The sequence below is a fragment of the Streptomyces goshikiensis genome (assembly GCF_014650555.1).
Lineage (GTDB): Bacteria > Actinomycetota > Actinomycetes > Streptomycetales > Streptomycetaceae > Streptomyces > Streptomyces goshikiensis.
The window spans coordinates 108339-128115 of sequence record NZ_BMVE01000014.1 but is presented as its reverse complement, the minus strand read 5'-3'; the positions used below and the strand labels follow the sequence as shown (position 1 = coordinate 128115).

Below are 19777 nucleotides of genomic sequence, written 5' to 3'. Positions count from 1 at the left end.
CAGGTGTGCCAGTCAAGAGAACGGCTCCCAGCCGACCGGCCGTCAAGGGTCCTGCGACACGGGGAGTGACACTCCACCGAACCTGAGCCAGAGCCCAAAGTCATGAACAACGACTTGGCTCCGATGGCCAAGGTGACTCCCGAACCGCTGCTCTTCGACGTACGCAGAGCCAGACAGGTACTTCTCGGCGAGTTTGCACCGGCGCTGGTGAGGTCACCAAGCAAGTCACCGGTGTCCGCAGGGGTGCCGGTGAGTTCACCGGCGACCGGTGAGTCTGTGGGCGGGTGGCGTTCTGACCTGCGGTGGGGAGGTTTGCAGAGTCACCGGTGAGTCGCCGGTGAGTCACCGCTGAGGCTGTGCTCGATCCGTGATTGCGCAGGGGTGGCCGCGGTGATCGGACTGGTGAGGTCGGCGCCGTTTCGTGGGGCAGAGCGCTTGCTCCTTCCCACGAAAGGACGCCGTCATGACACATGCTCCCCCTTCACCACGCCGTCGCCGCAGGCCGGTACCAGCCCCGGATTCCCGGCCCGCCACGGCGACGCTGCGTAGCTCCCGGCCCGAGACCGTTGCGGTCCGCCAGCCTGTGGCGCGCGGGCCGCGGTTCACCCGGGTCGGGGTGTGGGCGGCGCTGGCGGCTGGTCCGCTGGCCCTGGCCGTCGCGGTTGCCGTGCCGCGGACGACCGTCGCCCAGGCCGCTCCCACCCCGAAGGCTGCGGCCGCTCAGCAGGCGGCCGTCGCCGACCCGGCGGGTATGGCGGAGATGTTCGTGGACCTGTGGCTGCGCGCGGACGCGTCCATGCCCGACAGTCCTGCGGCGGCCGCGGTGCGGGCGCTGGTTGCGGATGCCGACCTGCCCCAGCGGCCCCGTGCTGAGAAGCAGGCACCGGCTGCTTCTCGGGTCACGGCCGTCCGGACCTCGCGCACTCCGGCTGGGTGGACGGTCGTCGTTGCCGCGATCAGCGAGCAGTCCGTCGAGGGGGCGCCGCTGGTGCGGTACTTCGCCGTGGCCGGAACCGGTGGCAAGGACGGCGGTGCGCTGCGTGTGACTGGGGCGCCGGGCGAGGTCGCCGCCCCCGAGACCGCCCCGGCCGAGGAGGAGACATTCAACCAACCGGTGCCCTCCACCGGGGTACTGGCGGGGTCGCTGGGCGAGTTCGTCCGCGCCTACCTCGGCGGCGGTCAGGGTGCAGGGGTCGAGCGGTACCTGTCTCCCGGGGTGCGCATCGCGGCGCCGCGGGCGGCCGCCTATGAGCGGGTGGACGTCGAGGATGTCGCCGCCGACAGCCGGGGCGCACTCGCCGACGGTGCCCCGGCGGATGGGGCGCGGGCTCGGGTGCGTCTGCGGGTGACGGGCGTGGATCGTGCCGGGGTGCGCTGGCCGCTGGTTTATCGGCTGGAGGTAACCGCCCGGGCGGGCCGTTGGGAGATCAGTGCGCTGGGCGCCGCCACCGCGGCTCCCCCGCCGACGTCGCCGAAGTCCTCGCCGTCGGCCTCGGCGACCGTGGCCTCGCCCGCTCCGGTTGTTTCCGGGGGTGCTCGATGAACTCGGTAATCCTGGCGGGCAAGTTCGACGCGTTCGGCGATTCCTTCATCAAGACGCTGACCGACTGGGGCAGCTCCGGGCTCACGGCCGCGCTGATCATCCTCGTGCTGGTGACCATTGGCTCCAAGTGGTCCATGAAGGCGGCGATCGGTGCGCTGATCGCCATGGTCATCGCGCTGGGTATCTACAAGTCACGTGACGCGTTGTCGGACATGGTGTCCGACGAGATCAACCACCCGGCCAATGCCGCTGCCGTGGTCATTGTCGACCCGCGGGCCGAGGGTGCGGGCGGTGTCCTGTGAGTGAGGAGACGCGGCCGGGTGTCGCGCGGTCGTACACGAGTGCGCGCCGGCATCCGTGGGTGCTGGGGAAGCTCGGCGACTGGACGATGCCGTTCGGTCCGTACACCCCGGCGCAGCTGGTGGTGCTGGGCGGCGGCGCGTTTGTGCTGATTCAGACGTTCAGCTGGTGGTCGTGGGCGGGGCCGGTGCCGGTCGTGGCGTGGCTGGTGTCGGTGTGGGCGGTGCGCGGGGCGCAGATCGCCGGTCAGAACCCGTTCACAGCCATCTTGGGTGTCCTGGTGGTGCTGACGCGTCATCCTGCCGGTCGGATCGGCGGCCGGACCGCCCGTGACAAGCAGCCCAGCTACTTCGGGGGCCAGTTCATCATCGAGCCCGCGCGCGCCGCCACTCCCGCAGCGGCGGCCCCTGCGGGAGTGGCGGCGGCCGGGCCGGCGACGGGCGTGGTGACGAGCGGTGCTCAGGCGTCGGGTGTGCGGGCGGCGGGTTCGGGGCTGGACCGGCTGCTCGCCGGGGCGGGGAGGGCGGACGCGTGATGCGGACACCCTTCCGGCACATCGCCGGGCATCTTCTGTGGTCGTCCTCGGGCGTGGTGTGGGCCGTGTGGCGGGTGGAGCCGCTCGCCGGCGGCTACCTCCCGGCCCGTGTGCGCCAGGAATTGCTGGGCCGGGTGACCTCTCTGGTGCGGTCCCTGCCGTCGATGGAGCCGCGGCTGTTCGTTCTGGCGGCGCGTACGGATCCCGGTGAGGTGGCCGAGCGGATGGTGGAGGGGCTGGACTGGCAGCGTCTGCCTGGGTGGGCGGAGACCTGTGCGGCCGGTGTCGACATGCTGGCCGGCGGTGAGATGCACGAGCGGACCGTATGGCTTGCCGTGCCGCTGCCGGGGAAGGGCGGCGCGCTCACGGCTTCGCTCGGGGTGATCTACGCGGAGGTGTCGGCGACGCTCGGCATCGCACCAGTGCCCGTCGCCCAGGCTGAGGTTCAGGCCGCGCGGGAGAGCGCGGAGCGTATTCAGACTTCGCTGGGCGGCGGCCTCGGCCTGCGTCCGGCGTCGCCGGCGGAGATCGTGTGGATGGTGCAGCACGCCGTGCACCGCGGCCTGCTGGAGGAGCCGCTGCTGTCCGACGCCACCGACAGTCCCCTCTACGGGAGCCGGATCCACGGCGGACAGTTACTCTCCCCCTCCTACGCAGACCTCGGCCAGGTCCGCCTCGCCGACGGCGGCCGCGAGCAGCTCGCCGACCGTACGAAGGCCGGCGCGGGGTCGTGGTGGCGCAAGGCCGGAGTGGCATCGCCGGTCGGCCGGTTGTGGCTGCAAGTCGAGTCGGAGGCCGGGACCGGCTACCAATCCCATCTCGTGCTCGCGGAGCTGCCGCCGGCGGTCACGGTGGAGAGTGCTGACGTTCTCGCGCAGTTGGAAGGCCTGCCGTTCCCCGTCGATGTGACGGTGGACTTAAGGGTGGTGCCCGCGAAGAAGGCCCGTGCGCAGGTGCAGAGCAAGAAGCGTGAGCTGCTGGATCAGGCCGATCAGTACGGGGCGCAGCCGACGGGGATGCCGCATTCGCTGGGGGATGCGGCCGGGGATCTGGAGGAGCAGGACGCGCGGATGGCGCGGACGTCGGTGGAGGTCGAGGTCCAGGCGGTGACCGTGCTGAGCGTGTGGGGCCCGGATTCCGCGACGTGCGATGCGCGGGCGCGGGAGCTGTCGGCGGCCCTGTCGGGCGGTGACTACCGGGCGGTGCGGCCGATCGGCATGCAGGAAGAACTGTTCGCCCTCGGGCTCCCCGGGGCGGTGCGGGCCCCGAAACTGCACCAGTTCACCCAGCATCAGCTTTCCGAGGACTGGGCTGCCTGTGGCGCCCTGACACTGTCGCGGGTCGGGGACCCGACGGGGATCCTGATCGGCCGCGATCTGGACTGTGGCACCCTGCGCCCCGTCCTGCTCAACCCCGCAGACGCCCCGCAGGTCAACGCGAGCGCTTCGAGTGCGGTGATCGGTGACCTGGGGGCGGGGAAGTCGGTACTGGAGAAGCTGGTCACCGCGGCGGTGGTGGACCGGGGCGGGCGGGCGATCGTCATCGACCGCACCCCGATGCGCGAATGGGCCGGCTACGCACAAGCGTCGGTGGGTGAGCACTGCCAGGTCATCGACGCCGCCCAGGCCCAGATGTCCATCGATCCCCTGCGGGTGTTCGGCGGAGCGGTGGGCGCACACTACGCCCTGTCGTATCTGACCTTGCAGCTGGGAGTCGGCGCGATGACGGCGGCCGGCGCGGTGCTCCACCACGCCGTCGAAGAAGTCAGCATCGGCCCCAACCCGTCGATGGGAAAGGTGCTGGACGTTCTCCGGTCCCTTGCCGCGCATGGCGGCACAACCCGGGCCGATGCGGCCGAGACCATGGCCGACTTGCTGGGCATCGTGCAGAGCAATCCGCTCGCCGCGATGGTGTTCGATCCGGGTCTGCCGGTGGTGACGCTGGCCGGTGATCTGGGCGCGGACATGGTGGTGGTGACCACCACCGGTCTGACGCTGCCGCCGAAGGAGGCTTTCGCGGACGCCGAAGTCCTGCGGCAGCAGCCGTTGGAGGCTTTGATCGGACGGGCGGTGCTGTATCTGATCGCCGCGATCGCCCGGCAGGCCGCGTTCACCGATCCAGGACGGTTCTGCCTGGTTGCCCTGGACGAGGTCTACTGGCTGACCTCCTCCGCGGAGGGCTCGGCGCTGGTCCACGAGATCCTCCACGACGGCCGTAAGCATGGTGCCGGCGTGTTCCTTGGGGCCCCCGACGCCGAGGAACTGGGCAAGGACGCCGGGCTGATCGCTTACCGGTTCCTGGCCCGCACCACCGACGAGAGGCGTGCGGCGAAGGGGCTGAAGTTCCTCGGGCTGGACGGCGACGACAAGCACCTCCTGCAACTCGTCACCACCGGGCTCTCCCCTGTCGGTCAGAAAGGCCGCGAGGGCGAGATGCTGCTGCGCGACCCGCGCATGCAAGTCGGCCGAATCCAGATCGTCGTCCCGTCCGTGCCCCGCCTGCGGAAATCGATCTTCACCACACCCGGCCGCACCCCCACCACGGCACCCGCCCGAGCCGAGGGGGCCCAGTGACCATAGGACTGCGTCCGCCCAGGCTGCGCCGCTTCGACCGCGGCACCCTTCGTGCCGCCGGGTTCGTCGCGCTGCTCACGGTGGTGTTCCTCGTGACGAACACGGCGGTGGCCGCGGCCGCGGACGGCACCGCAGACGGGGGCAGCGGGCTCCTGGCTCCGCTGAACGTGCGCACCGCCGAAGGGGGGCTGCTGGAGGGCTACCAACTGGAGAGCAGCCCGGCTGCGTACCGCCCGGAGCCGGCCATGCCAGATGTCGTCGGCCAGGCGCAGGTCATGATGATGTCCGGTCTGTTCACCCTCGCCCGGCTGCTGGTCGGCCTGTGCTGCTGGCTCATCGGTTTCGTCTTCCGCTTCCCGCTGCTCACGTTGCTAACCGGTCCCGCCCAGCATCTCGCCGACTCCTACCAGGCCCACATCGTGGACGCGCTCGGTCTGAAGGGGCTGATGCTCGCGTGGGCGTTCGTGTTCGGGCTGATCCTCTTCGCCCGGGGCAAGGTCGGCACCGGGCTCGGGCAGATCGGCGCGACCCTCGTCATCGCGGCGCTGGCCGCGAGCGTTCTCATCCGCCCCGACTACCTCCTCGGACGTGGCGGGCCCCTCGACCAGACCCACAAGGCCGCCATCGAAGTCGCGTCGATCACGACGTCCAGCTACTTCGGCACCAAGACGTCATCCGACCCCTGCGACTTGATCCACGGGCCCGCGCAGAGCACGTGCGAGAGCTCGGGAATGTGGGCGCAGGCCGTGGTCAAACCCATCCAGGACTCACTGACCGACGCTCTCGTCGTCAAGCCGTACATGCTGCTGCAGTACGGGCGGATCCTGGACCCCAAGACCGACAAAGCAGCCTACGAGACACACCTCAAGTGGATCAAGAGCGGCGAGCCGGTCGAGGAGGAACCCGAACGTGAGAACCCGTGTGAGTTGCTTGACCGGGTTTCCCGGGAGTACTGCGAAAGCTCCACCGCCCCCAGACGCGCCGATTTCAACAACGTCCTGAAAGCCCTGGACAAAGCGGGGCCCGCGGGCAAAGCCGCCGCCTCGTATGCCAAAGAACCCAGCTGGGACCGTGTCTTCGCGGCACTCGCGCTACTGATCGCCGTCGCCGTCGTCACGGCCATGGTCGTCTCCATGTCCCTCGTGATGCTCGGAGCCCAAGGGGCGGACGCGGCCGCGGCCGGCGCGGGACCGGTCGTGTGGGTACTGGCGATGCTGCCCGGCCCGACCCGGACGCTGCTGTGGCGGTGGGCGGGAGTGTTCGTCACCTCCGCGCTGGTCACCTTCGCCACCGCCATGGCCATCCCCTTGTTCGGGATCGCCGCCAACGTGCTGCTCTCTGACAGCGGACCTGACCTGATGGTGGAACGACTGCTCCTGCTGGACGCCCTCGCCATCGCCTTCCTCGTCATGCACAAACGGGTGGCAGCCGCCGCGACATCGGTGGGCCAGCGCATGGCGATCCGTATGCGGTACGCGAACCTCAGCGGTGGCGGCTTCCCCCGCGGCCTTGCCATGGGGATGGCCGGGGGCGGCGGCCGTAGTGGGGCGCCGTTCTCGCTGGGGCGGGCCGTGTTCGAGGCGCGCACCGCGGCCCGGATGGGGGCGGCGCCGTTCACCCTGGCGATGCGCGGTGCCCACGCGGCGCTGATCGGACCCAAGCCGGCGAACCGGCACCCGGTCGCCCGTGCTCTGACCGCCGCGCTCAGGGACGCCGGTATCGGCGGCGGACAACCGCGCCCCAAGGGCCAGATGCAGGTGGACAAGTGGACCGGCGAAGTCCTTCACGATCCCGCCACTGACCGGCCGCTGCTCGGCTCCCGTTTCCACAAGCACGCTTCACGGCTGCGCGGATACCGCATCGCCCACCGCGCCGGACGCACCGCCTACGGCGCCACCATCGGTCTGCCACGCACCGTCCACACGGCGAAGAGGAAAGCGAGCGAGTTCACCGACGACGCCCGCACCCAGCTGCGGGTGGCCGCCAACTACGTCGGCGACGACGCCTATGCGTGGAAGGGCGTCGGACGGGCCGTGGGCAGGAGCGCGGTCAACACCGGCCGGCTCGCCCGCGACACCGCGATCAGCGCCGCCATCTACACGGCCCCGACCGCCGGCGGACGCACACCCGGCCCCCACGGCATCAGCCACCCGGACAACCCCGCCGCAGCCACGTCCGGCACCCGACGCCCCGGTGCCCATGCGGTGAGCAGGCCCGTGGTCCGCACCGCCAACGGCAACGGCAGCCGTATCGGCACCCCAGGTGCGGGCAGCCAGGGAGCCACGCCGGGCAGCGGCAGCGGAGCGCCCAGCCGAAGCATCCGTTCCGGTGCTGCGAGCGGGAGCGGATCCCTGCCTTCGAGCCCACGGTCTCCCGCTTCGGACCCTGCGGCGGGCCAGGCCGCGGCCGACCGGGCGCGGCTGATCGCGGTGATGCGTGCACGCCGCCAAGCGGCGCGGGACGACCAGGGCAACGGGGGCACGCAGTGAGGAAGAGGAAGATGGGGTGCCTGCTGGTACTGCTGCTGGCGATGACGGCATGCTGTACCGCCCCGGTGCTGATGTCCGCCACGGCAGGGCAAAGCGGCAGCACCGGTGGACCGGTGGACGCGAAGGCGGCCGGTATCCCGGAGCGGATGCTCACCGCCTACACCAGCGGCGCCGCCCAGGTCACCGAGTACGTCCCTGACTGCAAGGGCATGCGCTGGCAGGTCCTTGCGGGCATCGCCCGCGTGGAGTCCGACCACGCCGCAGGCAAGCAGATCAGCCCGGCCGGAGACATCTCTCCGCCCATCACCGGGCCCCGACTCGACGGATCCGGTGCTGGCGGCAACACCAGCGCCTTCCCTGACACCGACGGCGGCCGCTGGGACGGCGACAGCACCTACGAACGAGCCGTCGGCCCCTTCCAGTTCCTCCCCGAGACGTTCCGCGCATACGGAAAGGACGGCAACGGCGACGGGACCATCTCACCCCACAACGCCGACGACGCCGCGGTCTCGGCAGCCGTCTACCTGTGCGGAGCCGGCCGCGACCTAAACAACCAGGAAGAGCTGCGCGCGGCCATCTACGTATACAACCACTCCCAGGCGTACGTGGACGACGTCATATCGGGCATCGACCGCTACGACGCCCTGGGCGCCAGCCCGGACGTCCCCTCGGGGAATGCCGGTGTGGTCGTGGCGGCCGCCCTTGCCCAGCAGGGCATCCCCTACTCGTGGGGCGGTGGCGGGCCCAGCGGAGCCACCACCGGGATCTGCTGCTCCCCCGGCGGCCAGGACGGCCGCACCGTCACCGGCTTCGACTGCTCGGGACTCACCCAATACGCCTACGCCAAAGTCGGGATCACCCTGCCCCGGACGGCCGCCGCACAGGCAGGCGTGGGCAAGCGGATCCCCGCCTCCGCCGGATACGGCGCGCTGCAACCCGGTGACCTGGTGTTCTACGGCTACAGCCCGACATCGGACGCCAGCATCCACCACGTCGGGATCTACCTCGGCGACGGACAGATGATCAACGCCCCCCGGCCGGGCTTGCCCGTGCGGATCGACCCCGTCACCGCGATGTCCGACTACGCCGGAGGAGCGAGGCCGCTGTGAGCACCCCGAGGAGCGGAGGCGGCCTGCTCGCCGCCGCCACCGCCCTGGCCTGCGCCGGGACCTTACTACTGCACCTCAGCACACAGCCGCAGGATAAGAAGCCGACGGCCCGGCCGGCCCCGGCGGCCGTACGGACAACCAGCGCTCCGGTCATGGCTGGCGCCCGGGCGGCACCGGACGCCACCGGCACCCCGGCGTCGGTATCGCCACCCGGCCGGGCCAGGAGCACCTCGGCGAGTACCACCGCCACAGCGGCCGCACCCTCGGTGATGTCTTCGCCGGCCAATATGGCGGCCGGCCCTTCGGAGTTGCCGCACCCGGGATCCGGCGAGGCCGCCGACCCCCTTATCCAGCAGGTCATGGACAAAGCCAGCCCGTCAGACCTGCCCCCTGCTGACGAGGCGCTGCTGTTGCGGCAGGGGCGTGCCGCGTGGCTGGCCGAGACGGCCCGGTATACGCGGGTGCGGATCCAGGCGGTGACCGCCCGCCGTGACACCACCGCTGACGACGGCGGGCCTGGCCGTGCGGTGGTGCGGCTGGTGTGGGCAGGGGCCGACCCGGCCGGGACCTTCCTGGATGGCCGCCCCGGCACTGTCCACTTCACCCAGAACGGAGACGGATCATGGAAGCAGACGCTCTGACGATGTCCGCGGCCGGAACTCTCGGCGCGGTCGGTGACGTCCTCGCCGCCCTGTGGGCGGCGGGCCTATGGACATGGGCGAACCTGTGGTGGCTGGCGATCATCGCGGCCGCTCTCGCCGCTGGGTGGCAGATGCTGCAGCAGCGCCTCGCCGCGAAGGCCCTCGCCGAGCGCACCTGTGTCGAGCTGGTGCCGTCCGGCCAGTTCTCGCCGGGGGACGAGGAGATCTGGCGCCACGGCATGCAGCTGATTCGCGCCGCCGGGTCGGGACCGTGGTGGACACCTCGGCGAGCCCGCACGCTGCGGGTGCGGCTGCGCGCCGACGGCAGTCGGCCCCTCGCCTACCGGATCGAGGCTCCCGCCTCCGCCCGCGCGCTCCTGCACCGGTCCCCCTTCGGTCCTCGCGTCACCGTCAGCCGGGCCACCCCGGTTGCGGACAAGAAGCGCACCCACGTGGTGCGGGCCGTTCTGACCCTGCGCGGGAAGCCCGGCTCGAAGCTGCGCGAGGTGCCTTTGGAGCCCGATCCTTTGCAGCCGCTGGTCGACGCCGTCGCCGGGATCCGCGCCGACCTCGGCGACCTCGCCGAGGTGTGCGTCGACCTCTCCCCCGCCCCGCGCTGGCAGCTGGCCCTGCGCCGCCAGCAGGTCGTGGCACAGGCCCGTACCGAAGCCCGCCGCGAAGCCGTCCGCGAGGCGCGGTGGCTTGGCACCCAGTCCACGAGCAGCCTGCCCGCGGCCGTTGGCCGGCTGCTGGACCCGGCGACGTGGAAGGGGACCGGCCGCTCCCCCATCGTGATGCCGCCGCGCCCAAGGCAGGTCAACCGTGACCGTGTGCTGGGCAAGCTCGCCGAGAGCGCGGGCCTGATGCGCGTGCAGATTCTGGTGCGCTGCGCCTCCGACACCGAAGGCCGCGCCGAACAGCTCCTCGCGCTCCTCAACGCCAGCATGGACGTATACGCGGGTGTCTCCCGGATCGGGGCGCAGGGCGTGTCGATCGGGCCGTGGCGGATCGGGCCCGACCGGTGGCCGTGGCGGCCGCGGTTCGACGCCCGGTGGGCGACAGGCCTGATGCGGCCCGCCGTCGGGGACTGGGCCCGCATCGATGAGCTGGCCGGCCTGCTGAAACCTCCGACGGCGGCGGCGCGGGTGCCGGTGATCGAGGCGCAGATGCCCACGTACGAGCCGGGCAAGGACCTGCTGCCGCAGGGCTGGTACCAGGGGCCCGACGGTCGCGAGCGGCTGCTCGCCACCCACGAGGACGACACCCTGTTCGAGGTCCAGTCCGGCAAGGCCGGATGGGGCAAGACCATGCGGGCTCAGGTCCAGGCCGTGGCCAGCGCCCACAACGGGCGCGGCCTCGCTTTCGTCGACCCGCACGGCGACTCCTTCACCGAGGTGGCTCCCTACCTCGCCCACGACGAAATCATGGACCGGATCCACCTGTTCGACCTCACCATTCGCGACACGAACGCGATGCTGGCCTGCTGGAACCCACTCGACATGACCGGCGGGCAGCGGCCGTACGAGGTAACCGCAGCCGTCGTCGACGCGATCGCTGCCGCCCTCGGCTGGGGCGATGTCACCGCACCACGTGCACTGACCATCCTCACCAAAGCCGTCGAAGCGCTCATCGCCGTCAACACCTCCGCCGTCAACACCACGGCCTCGACCGGGGCCAGGACGGGAGCCCGGGTCGGAGCCAGGACGGGCGCCCGGGCGGGGGCCGGCGAGCGGCAGGCGACGCTGTTCCAGATCCGGCCGCTGCTGACTGAACCGTCATTCCGGCAGCTGGTCCTGAGGGCGATGGATGACGAGGCGCGCCGCTGGTGGGCCACCAGCTTCCCCGACATCCCCAAGGACGCCTTGCTGACCGTCCTCAATCCGCTCGACCGCCTCGCCGCTTCCCCCGTAATCCGGGCCTTCCTGGGGTGCCCGCTCAGCGGCTACGACATCCGGCGGGCGATGGACGAGAGGCACGTGGTGTGGATCTGCCCGCCCGGGACCGGGCCCACGGGCCGGCTGCTGGTGTCTCTCATGGTCCGGGACTTCCTGCGCGCGGGCCTGTCCCGCAGGGACCTGCCCGCGCGTGACCGCAGTTCTTTCCGCTTCTACCTGGACGAGCTGATCTCCCTGGACGGAGCCGCGTCCACGGTGCTGGCCGAGATCACCGAACAACTGCGGAAGTTCGGGTGCCGACTCCACGGGATGACGCAGCTCCTGCACCGCCTCTCCGGCAGCACCCGCACCGCGCTCCTGCAGAACGCATCCTGTCTGTCCACCACGGCCGGGTCCGCGGATGCCATCGCGCAGATCACCGGTGAGTGGGGCGGCAAAGTCACCGTCGCCGACGCTGCCGAACTGGAACGGTGGTGGCACTACGCCTCTTTCACCGTGGCCGGCAAACGGATCGGGCCGCTGCTGGTACGCGGCCCCGCCCTCGCCGAAGTCTTCAGACGCCTCGCCCGTCCCCGTCGTACCGGGGCCCTGCTGCACGCCGCCCACGCCAACACCGGTGCCCGCCCCCTGAACGAACTCACCACCCAGGCCCTCGCCCAGACCGAGACCGTCCGCGCCTTCCTCACCACCCTCCCCACCGCAGCAGCAACCGCTGGCGGCACCGACGACACCCAGGAGCAGTACGCATGACCACCGCTACCGCCACCGATACCGTCGGCCACCCGCCGACCGGTGATACCCGCGCCCACCAGGCCCTCGCCCTCATCGCGCAGCACCGCTTGGTCACCAGCACCCAGCTCCACCAGATGCTCGCCCCCGACATCCCCCCACGGAAGATCTACAAAGTGCTGGCGCCGCTGCGGGCCGAAGGGCTGATCGCCCACACCGTACTCGGAGGGGGCAAATTCCTCCAGGCGCACTTCCTCACCCCCGCCGGCGCGCAAACCGTCCGGGACTGGCCCGAGCTCCGCGGCCGCGCCCCCGCCGTCCTCACCAACGCCGCAGCATCCATGCGCGCCGCCCACACCCTGACCGGCGTCCGCGCCCACCTCGCGTTCCTCACCGACGCACGCACCCGCGGTGACGAATACGGGGCGCTGGACTGGGTGCCGGAGACCGCCCACCGCCTGCCCGACACCGGGGGCGAGGAACAGGTGATCGCCGACGCCGTGTTCCACTACACCGCCACCAGCCCTCGCCGCCGCCAGTACCGAGCGTTCGTCGAGGTCGACCGGGCCACCATGAGCAGCGAACGACTGGCCCGGAAACTGATCTCCTACGCCCGCTTCCACGACTACACCCCCCAGCCGGCCGGACGCCGCAACACCGTCGCCGACCAAGGCGCCATGCTCGCCTGGCAGCGGTTCTACCCCCGCTTCCCCCGCATCCTGTTCATCCTCACCGGAGACTCACGCCCCTCCCTGACCCGGCGGATCCAGGACCTGCGCCACATGACAGCGGACCACGAACTCGTCGCCCGCTTCGCGACCCATGTCCCCCTCGGCGCCGCCGTCCTGGAAGACATCGAGACAGCCAACCCCTCAGCACCCGTCTGGACACCACTCGCCGGCCCCGCCGACCCCAAGCCGTGGACGCAGCTGTAAGCCCGCGGCGACGCGCCCGACCTCTCCGAAGAGGACTGCCGCCGACTGGCCGCAGGTGCCAGGACGAGCACGTCAAGGGCATGGAGTAGATCGCCGACTGGGATTTCAGCAAAGCCGGCCTCACCGGCACCTGCGATCACATCCCGATCACCTCAACGTACCCGCACCCCCGCGTGTTGCGGGGCTTGACCGTGACCTCCGCGACTGTCACCGGTGAGTGAACCGGTGACAGTCGGCGTCAAGGATGGAAGACATCGTCACCCGTTCCTCCGACAACAATCCACGCCATCACATACGCAAAGAATGAGCCACGACATCCACTTTGAGCCAGCAGTCACCGGCGGGCTAAAAGACACCGAAACCGTCCCATGCGCTGGGGCGACACGCCAATCGAAAGGGGATTAACTGCGCTGACGTTGAAGGTATTTACTTCTAAACCACGACGACCGCACAGTTGCACCCCACGAAACCCCATAGGACGTATCGGAGTGACGTCGTAGGGTGCCCAATACACACGCCGCTGCGACTCAACCCGTTGCAGCAGCGATTTCACGCGCCGGGGTGAGGTAACCCGTGACCACCGCGGCCAGGCGACAACCGGGGAGACCAACGTGAGCACACGCCGTACTGGATCCGCCGTACACCGCCGGATCCTCACCGCCACCACCGCTGCAGTGCTCACGGCCACAGCCCTGCTCACCGGCTGCTCCAAAGAGGGAAAGACGGTAAACCCCGCACCTGCACCCCCGAGTCCGAGCGCTTCCACCGCCCTCTCCGCCGACCCTCGGGCAGCCGAGAAGGCCGAGATTCTGGCCGCCTACACCGGCTTCTGGGCCGAGTCTGTAAAGGCATACGCGGCCGGTTCGGACAAGGGCACCCAACTGGTGAAGTACGCGGCCAACAAGGCGTTGGACGAAGCCCTCACTGATGTCACCAATCTGCAAAAGGCCGGACTCGCCATGCAGGGTGCACCCGGCCACCGAGCGGAAGTGACGTCGTTGCAGATGTCCGGCGAGCATCCTGGGGCTACGGTCACCGACTGTCTGGACATCTCAACCTGGCGGACAGTCAACCGATCGTCTGGGAAGGAGGAGCTCTCACCGTCCGGGCAGCCCATGCGCTATGTGGCAGTGGCCGAGGTGGAACAGTGGTCTGGGCGGTGGATGGTGGTCGCGATGACGCCGAACGGTGACCGTACATGCTGAGACAAACCACGGCTTGGGCCGTCTTCCTGTCCGTCACTGCATCACTCGGCTTCGCAAGCCCCGCTGCGGCAGACGACGGCGTCTGCAAAGGACGCACCAAATACATCACCTTGTGCGTGAAGAAGCCTGGGGAGGAATCGGGAGGCGGTGACCAAGATAAAAGGTCGTCGCAGCCGCCTGCGCCCAAGCCGGGATCCGGGGCCGAGAACGAGCGCGATCACTGGCGCTGCACCAAAGCCCTCAAGAACCCTCAGCCGCCGGCGGGCAGTCCAGAGTGGGAGGGCCATGAGCCCGGCGACGGCGCTGTCTACCTCCAGGAATGCGAATGGGTCGACGAGAAGGAGGCAGGCTACTTCGTTGTCACGACCGTATGGGCCGCCACCCCCGACGAAGTGACCATCGCCCCGGCAGTGCTGGCGCAGCAGGCCGTGGACAGCATGCTCTTGACGGGCCCTGCGGTCGCCAGCCCGAGACCTGAGGGCACGTACACGGTAGGGGTACCCATGTGGCTGTGGGTGACTCCGAGCCCGACAACGTGGGGCCCGAACACGGCTTCCGCTTCGGCAGGCGGTATCACCGTCAGCGCCACGGCCCAGGTGTCGTCCATCAGTTGGCGCATGGGCGACGGCTCCACCGTGACCTGCACTGGTCCAGGCACCGCCTACTCGGCCGCTCGGGGCATGTCGCCCTCTCCGGATTGTGGCCACGTCTACCGCACACCGTCGGCCCACCAACCAGCCAATAAGTACCAGGGCACCGCGACGACCACGTGGACGGTCAACTGGGCGGTTACCGGCGGCGGACAGACCGGGCAACTGACCGAGGTCCGCCAGTCCCCCTTCACCGTGTCAGTCGGAGAACTCCAGGTCGTCGGCCAGTAACGACCCAAGCGACCGTACAAACTTCCTTTTCCTCTTTCAGGAGGCACAGCACGTGAGCACCACCACCCCGGCCGTGCCGGGTCAGGCTTCCGTCCCGCCGCCCGCCGGTCCTGCCGAGGGGTCGGCGGCCGCGCCGCGGGTCCTGCGGCAGCGCCGGCGCCGTCCGGGGCTGATCGCCCTGTCCGTCGCCCTGATCGCTGCCGGAGGCTTATCGGGAGCCCTGTTGTTCACCGCGTCGGGGCAGCGGACGGCCGTGCTGGTGGTGGCCCGGGACGTGCAGGTCGGCGCGCCGATCACCGAGGCGGACCTGACCACGGCTTCCCTCGCTCTGGATCCGGCGGTCAAGGCGCTGCCGGTGGGGAAGAAATCGGGCACGGTCGGGCAGCGGGCCGCAGTGGCTTTGAAGGCGGGGACGCTGCTGTCCCCCTCGCAGGTCACTGCTGTGTCCCTGGTCAAGCCGGGTGAGCAGTTGGTGGGGGTGGCGCTCAAGCCGTCGCAGCTTCCGGCGAGCCGGCTGACTTCCGGTCAGCAGGTATTGATCGTATCCACCCCGGACGCGGCCCAGGCCGGGGGCGGGAAGCCTGTCGAGGGGGCTGCGGGGGCAGCGCCCAAGACACTCGCGGCCACCGTGGTTGCGGTGGGGCTGCCGGCTCCCGCCACCGGGGTTGTGGTCGTGGATGTGGCCGTGCCTGCGAGTGACGGCCCGGCGCTTGCCTCGCGGGTGGCGACGGGTGCGGTGGCGTTGATTCTCGCCGCGCGGGAGGGCTGATGGCTGTCGTCGCGATCGCGGGCGGGCTGGGTGCGCCGGGGGCCACCACTGTGGCGATGGCGCTGCTGATGACGTGGCCGCTGCCGGAGGGGCATCGTGTGGTGCTTGCCGAGGCGGACCCGGACGGCGGGGCGATCCTCCCGGGAGCCCTCCAGGGCACGCTCGGCAACACGCACGGATTGCGGCATCTCGCCGTCGCAGGCCGTCAAGGGCAGTTGGGTGAGGCCTTCTGGCGGCAGCTGGTGGACATCACCGATGCCGGGACCCGCGACCGGCTGGTCCTGCCCGGTCTCTACGACCCCACGCACGCCTCCGCGATGGAACACGTGTGGAAGCCCCTGGCCTCGCTGTTCTCAGGGATCGAGGAGCACGGGCACGACGTCTTGGTGGACCTCGGCCGCCGTGGCGCCGTCGGCAGCTCCGCCGTGCTGGCACAGCGCGCCGACGCCGTGGTCGTGGTCGCCCGCAACACGCTGCGCGGACTGCAGAGCGCCGATTTACGCCTGAAAGCACTGCGAGAAGTGGTGGGCGGCGCCGGAGAGGTCGGCGTGCTGCTCGTGGACGAGGGCCCGTACTCCAAGGATGAGGTTCGCAAGCGGTTGGAGGTGCCGGTGACGGCTGTCCTGCCGTGGCGGCCCAAGGACGCCAAGGTGCTGTCGGACGGGGCGGAGCCCCCGCGACGGTTCGAATCGGGGGAGCTGATGAGGGCGGCACGGTCGGCTGCGGTGCGGGTGCAGGAGCTGGTGGCAATCCGCCGCTCGCGTCTCGCCCCGCCCCCGCCCGGCACCGTGACGGCAGGGGGTGTGAACGGTGCGCGCTAGCCCCCTGCACAACAACCCCGTAGTGGCGGACACCTCGCTTCAGGACCGCCTCGCCGTACCTCACCCCGTCATCGGCACCGGTGCAGCCGGAGGTACGGTGCCGGTCGATCCCCGCCGGACCCTGCCCGTACCAGCTGCGGCGACGCCGTCGGGCGATCCGATCACCATCGACTACACCGCCGTACGCCTGATCAAGAAGGAGGTCGGGGACCGGCTCACGGAGCTGCTCCGCTCCCGCCCGGGGCTGAGTGCGGCCGCGCAGGAGCAGCAGGGCCGGCACCTGATCAATGAGCAGGTGGCGGTGTGGTCGGACGCCGAGGCCGTCAAGCGCGGGAGTGCGACGTCGACCGCCGAGGACGCCGTCACCGCGCAGGCCGTGTTCGACCTCCAGTTCCGGGCGGGCCGTCTGCAACAGCACCTGGACAACACGCTGGTGGAGAACATCTTCATTAACACGTACACGGACGTGTGGCTGGACTTCACTGACGGGCGGCGTGTGCAGGTGGCGCCGGTCGCCGACTCCGACGACGAGCTGCGCGAGCTGCTGCGGGACCTGGCCCGCAGGACGACGGGCCAAAGCGAGCGCAGTCTGTCGACAGCGGACCCGTTCCTGGCACTGCGGTTGTCGGACGGATCCCGCCTCCAGGCCGTCATCGACGTGACCCCCGGTACCTATGTGACGATCCGCCGGCACAGCATGCGCCACGCTGACCTGCCCGAGCTAGTCGACCGCGGGATGCTCGACACCACCCTTGAGCAGTTCCTGCGTGCCTGCGTGCGCGCGGAGAAGAACGTGATGATCGTCGGCGGTCAGGCGGCGGGCAAGACAACCCTGCTGCGCGCGCTGCTCAAGGAGATCGATCCGGACGAGCGGTTCGCGACCCTGGAGACCGAGTACGAACTCTTCGCCCACGAGAACGGCCACCACCGGCAGGTCGTACCGATGGAGGCCCGAGAGTCCAACGGCGAGAGGGTCGGCGGGGTCGCGGCCGGCGAGATCACGCTGATGGATCTGATGTACCGGGCGCTGCGGATGACGCTCACCCGGATCGTGGTCGGCGAGGTCCGCGGCCCGGAGATCGTGGCGATGCTCCAGGCAATGACGAACGGCGCCGGCGGCAACCTGTGCACCCTGCACTCCATCCACCCCTCCGTCGTATTCGACCGGATCGCCGAGCTGTACCTCCTCGCCCAAGCCAACATGTCCGAGGCGCTCGCCTACCGGCAGGCCGCGAACGGCCTGCACTTCATCGTGTTCGTCTCCTCCATCGATGAAACGAAGATCGGCGGACACCGTCACCGGTTCGTCTCCCACGTCCTGGAAGTCACCGGCATCGGGGAAGGCGGACGCCCGGAGACGAACGCCATCTTCGGACCACGCCCGGAGTGGAACGAGCACCGGGCCGTACCGCTCATGCACCCCCGCTGCATCAACGACCTGCGCCGCGCCGGATTCGACTCCTCCCTCCTCGGCAAGCCCAGCGGGGCATGGACCGCGGCGCTGCCGCTCCTGCTGCTCACCGAAAGGGGCGGGGCGCTGTGACCGCACTGCTGATGTGGGTGCTGTGCGGGCTAGCCGTCGCGGGCGGCCTGGTCGGCCTTGCCGTCGGGATCATCGGCACGACTGCGCCGGCCGGGCCGTCGCTGACCGCCCGCCTGCGGGCCGGGCGCAGCATGGTCTCACGCGACGCGGCGATGGCCCGCCGTACGCGGATTGCTGCCGGAGCTCTGGCTGGCGTTGTGTTATGGCTGGTCACGGGCATGTTCGTCGCCGGGGCGCTCGTGTTCCTGGCGGTCGTTGGGGTGCCGTGGCTGCTGGCGCCCACGAAGTCGGCGGCCGCGAGGATCGGGAAGCTGGAGGCTCTCGGCGACTGGACGCAGCGCCTGGCCAACGTGCTCAGACTGGGCCGCGGGCTGGACGAGGCCTTGCAGATCTCCCGGAAGGGCTGCCCCGAGGACATCGCCGGGGAGGTCGGGGACCTGGTCGACCGCCTTCATGTCGGGTGGCGCCCGACGGACGCGCTGCGGCACTTTGGTGACGCGCTGGATGACGTGACCGCCGACAAAGTGGTCGCAGCGCTGGTGCTGTCGGCCGCCGACCGTGGCCCCGGGCTCGCCCAGGCCCTGGATGACCTCGCCGAGTCCGTCCACGAGGAAGTGGCCCGGCGCCGGGCGATCGAGGCCGACCGCGCCAAACCCCGCACCACGATGCGGTGGATGACCATCATCACGCTCGGTGTCGCCGGGGCCGGATTCCTCATCCCCTCCTACACCGCTCCGTATGGAACGCTCCTGGGGCAGCTGGTCCTCGGCGTCCTGGCCGCGGGGTTCGTGGGTGTGCTCGCACTGATGCGGCAGATCGCCTACGTCAAACCAGTCCCCCGGTTCCTGATCGCCGACCCGCGTAGCGCCGTCACCCCGGCACCCGTTCCGGTTGAAGAGGGCGCGCAGATTACGGAGGCGATCGCATGATGCCCGTCGCTGCGATCGTTTCCGGGGCCGCGATCGGTGCTGGTGCCGCGCTGCTGATCCGAGAGGTGCTACGGCCCGCCCCGGCGCTCGGGCCGGCGCTGCGCCGCCTGAACCAGCCCGTCCCCGCCTCCCCCACAGGCGGGCCGGCGTCCCGTGACGAGCTGTGGGGGCAGTGGCTGCTGGACCACCTCACCGACGTCCCCGGGGTACGGATCCCGCACAAGGACCTGGCCCTGACCGGCTCCACCCCGGCCCGGTTCCTGCTGACGAAGGTCGCACTCGCGGTGGGTGGTCTGCTGCTGCCGCCGCTGTCCACGATCCCGCTGCTGCTCCTGGGCCTGCCCCTCTACCTGCCCGCCATCGTCGGCATACTCGCCGCCACCGTCCTGTGGTTCGCCCCCGACCTCGCCCTGCGCGACAACGCCAAACGCGCCCGGGCCGAGTTCGCGCACGCCATGGCCGCTTACCTGGACCTGGTCGCGCTGCGCCGGGCCGGGAACGTCTCAGCCGAGCAGGCCATGGAGCAGGCCGCCCAAGTCGGCTGCGGATGGGCGTTCCTACGGATCCAGACTGCACTGGCGCGCTCCCGCGTCGACAAGGTCCAGCACTGGGAATCCCTGGCCCGTCTGACCGCCGAGCTGGACCTGCCCGTCCTGGACGACCTCGCGGCGATCATGCGGCAGTCCGCCGACGACGGCGCCTCCGTCTACGCGACCCTGCGCTCCCGCGCGAAGAACCTGCGCACTGAGCTGCTGGCCGCGCAGGCAGCCGACGCGAACTCGGACAGCGAGAAGATGACCGCGCCCGGCGCGCTCCTCGCTGTCCTGGTGATGCTCCTGATCGCCTTCCCCGCCATCATCCGCATGCTCAACACCTGAGG

Annotated in this window: 16 protein-coding genes; all 16 read left to right on the top strand. The window is 70.5% G+C overall.

Going from position 1 to position 19777, the window contains the following annotated elements; translation table 11 throughout:
• Positions 1–583: 583 nt before the first annotated feature.
• The 16 genes from IE248_RS30805 (at position 584) to IE248_RS30730 (ending at position 19775) form a co-directional block, all read left to right on the top strand.
• Positions 584–1543, top strand: a complete 960-nt coding sequence (locus tag IE248_RS30805; protein WP_190032329.1) for a conjugal transfer protein — start codon at positions 584–586, stop codon at positions 1541–1543.
• Positions 1540–1845 carry a hypothetical protein gene (locus tag IE248_RS30800; protein WP_073799222.1) on the top strand — a complete coding sequence of 102 codons (306 nt, stop codon included), beginning with the start codon at positions 1540–1542 and terminating at the stop codon, positions 1843–1845. Before IE248_RS30805 ends, IE248_RS30800 begins: the two co-directional genes overlap by 4 nt.
• Positions 1842–2378: a hypothetical protein gene (locus IE248_RS30795; RefSeq protein ID WP_190032328.1), complete on the top strand. Its 537-nt coding sequence runs from the start codon at positions 1842–1844 to the stop codon at positions 2376–2378. Before IE248_RS30800 ends, IE248_RS30795 begins: the two co-directional genes overlap by 4 nt.
• Entirely contained in the window at positions 2378–4951 is a 2574-nt protein-coding gene (locus IE248_RS30790) for an ATP-binding protein (protein WP_229895653.1), read from the top strand. The genes IE248_RS30795 and IE248_RS30790 overlap by 1 nt, the downstream gene beginning before the upstream one ends.
• Positions 4948–7440 (top strand): hypothetical protein, encoded by a 2493-nt coding sequence (locus tag IE248_RS30785; protein WP_190032326.1) that lies wholly within the window; start codon positions 4948–4950, stop codon positions 7438–7440. The genes IE248_RS30790 and IE248_RS30785 overlap by 4 nt, the downstream gene beginning before the upstream one ends.
• An 11-nt stretch (positions 7441–7451) precedes the next feature.
• Entirely contained in the window at positions 7452–8549 is a 1098-nt protein-coding gene (locus tag IE248_RS30780; protein ID WP_190032325.1) for a C40 family peptidase, read from the top strand.
• Between the two features lie 359 nt (positions 8550–8908).
• Positions 8909–9190, top strand: a complete 282-nt coding sequence (locus IE248_RS30775; protein WP_229895635.1) for a hypothetical protein — start codon at positions 8909–8911, stop codon at positions 9188–9190.
• Positions 9172–11835 carry an ATP/GTP-binding protein gene (locus IE248_RS30770; RefSeq protein WP_190032324.1) on the top strand — a complete coding sequence of 888 codons (2664 nt, stop codon included), beginning with the start codon at positions 9172–9174 and terminating at the stop codon, positions 11833–11835. Before IE248_RS30775 ends, IE248_RS30770 begins: the two co-directional genes overlap by 19 nt.
• Positions 11832–12749, top strand: coding sequence for a replication-relaxation family protein (locus IE248_RS30765; RefSeq protein WP_073799217.1), 918 nt, complete (start codon positions 11832–11834; stop codon positions 12747–12749). Before IE248_RS30770 ends, IE248_RS30765 begins: the two co-directional genes overlap by 4 nt.
• A gap of 611 nt (positions 12750–13360) precedes the next feature.
• Positions 13361–13954, top strand: coding sequence for a hypothetical protein (locus tag IE248_RS30760; protein WP_143196386.1), 594 nt, complete (start codon positions 13361–13363; stop codon positions 13952–13954).
• Positions 13948–14835 carry an ATP/GTP-binding protein gene (locus tag IE248_RS30755; protein WP_190032323.1) on the top strand — a complete coding sequence of 296 codons (888 nt, stop codon included), beginning with the start codon at positions 13948–13950 and terminating at the stop codon, positions 14833–14835. The genes IE248_RS30760 and IE248_RS30755 overlap by 7 nt, the downstream gene beginning before the upstream one ends.
• Before the next feature lie 52 nt (positions 14836–14887).
• Positions 14888–15604 (top strand): SAF domain-containing protein, encoded by a 717-nt coding sequence (locus IE248_RS30750; RefSeq protein WP_229895634.1) that lies wholly within the window; start codon positions 14888–14890, stop codon positions 15602–15604.
• Positions 15604–16425 (top strand): CpaE/TadZ family protein, encoded by an 822-nt coding sequence (locus IE248_RS30745; protein ID WP_190032322.1) that lies wholly within the window; start codon positions 15604–15606, stop codon positions 16423–16425. The genes IE248_RS30750 and IE248_RS30745 overlap by 1 nt, the downstream gene beginning before the upstream one ends.
• Positions 16415–17968, top strand: coding sequence for a TadA family conjugal transfer-associated ATPase (locus IE248_RS30740; RefSeq protein WP_229895633.1), 1554 nt, complete (start codon positions 16415–16417; stop codon positions 17966–17968). The genes IE248_RS30745 and IE248_RS30740 overlap by 11 nt, the downstream gene beginning before the upstream one ends.
• A gap of 11 nt (positions 17969–17979) precedes the next feature.
• Complete coding sequence (locus tag IE248_RS30735; RefSeq protein ID WP_190032385.1) at positions 17980–18897, top strand: type II secretion system F family protein; 918 nt, start codon at positions 17980–17982, stop codon at positions 18895–18897.
• Positions 18894–19775 (top strand): type II secretion system F family protein, encoded by an 882-nt coding sequence (locus IE248_RS30730; RefSeq protein ID WP_190032321.1) that lies wholly within the window; start codon positions 18894–18896, stop codon positions 19773–19775. The genes IE248_RS30735 and IE248_RS30730 overlap by 4 nt, the downstream gene beginning before the upstream one ends.
• Positions 19776–19777: the final 2 nt, after the last annotated feature.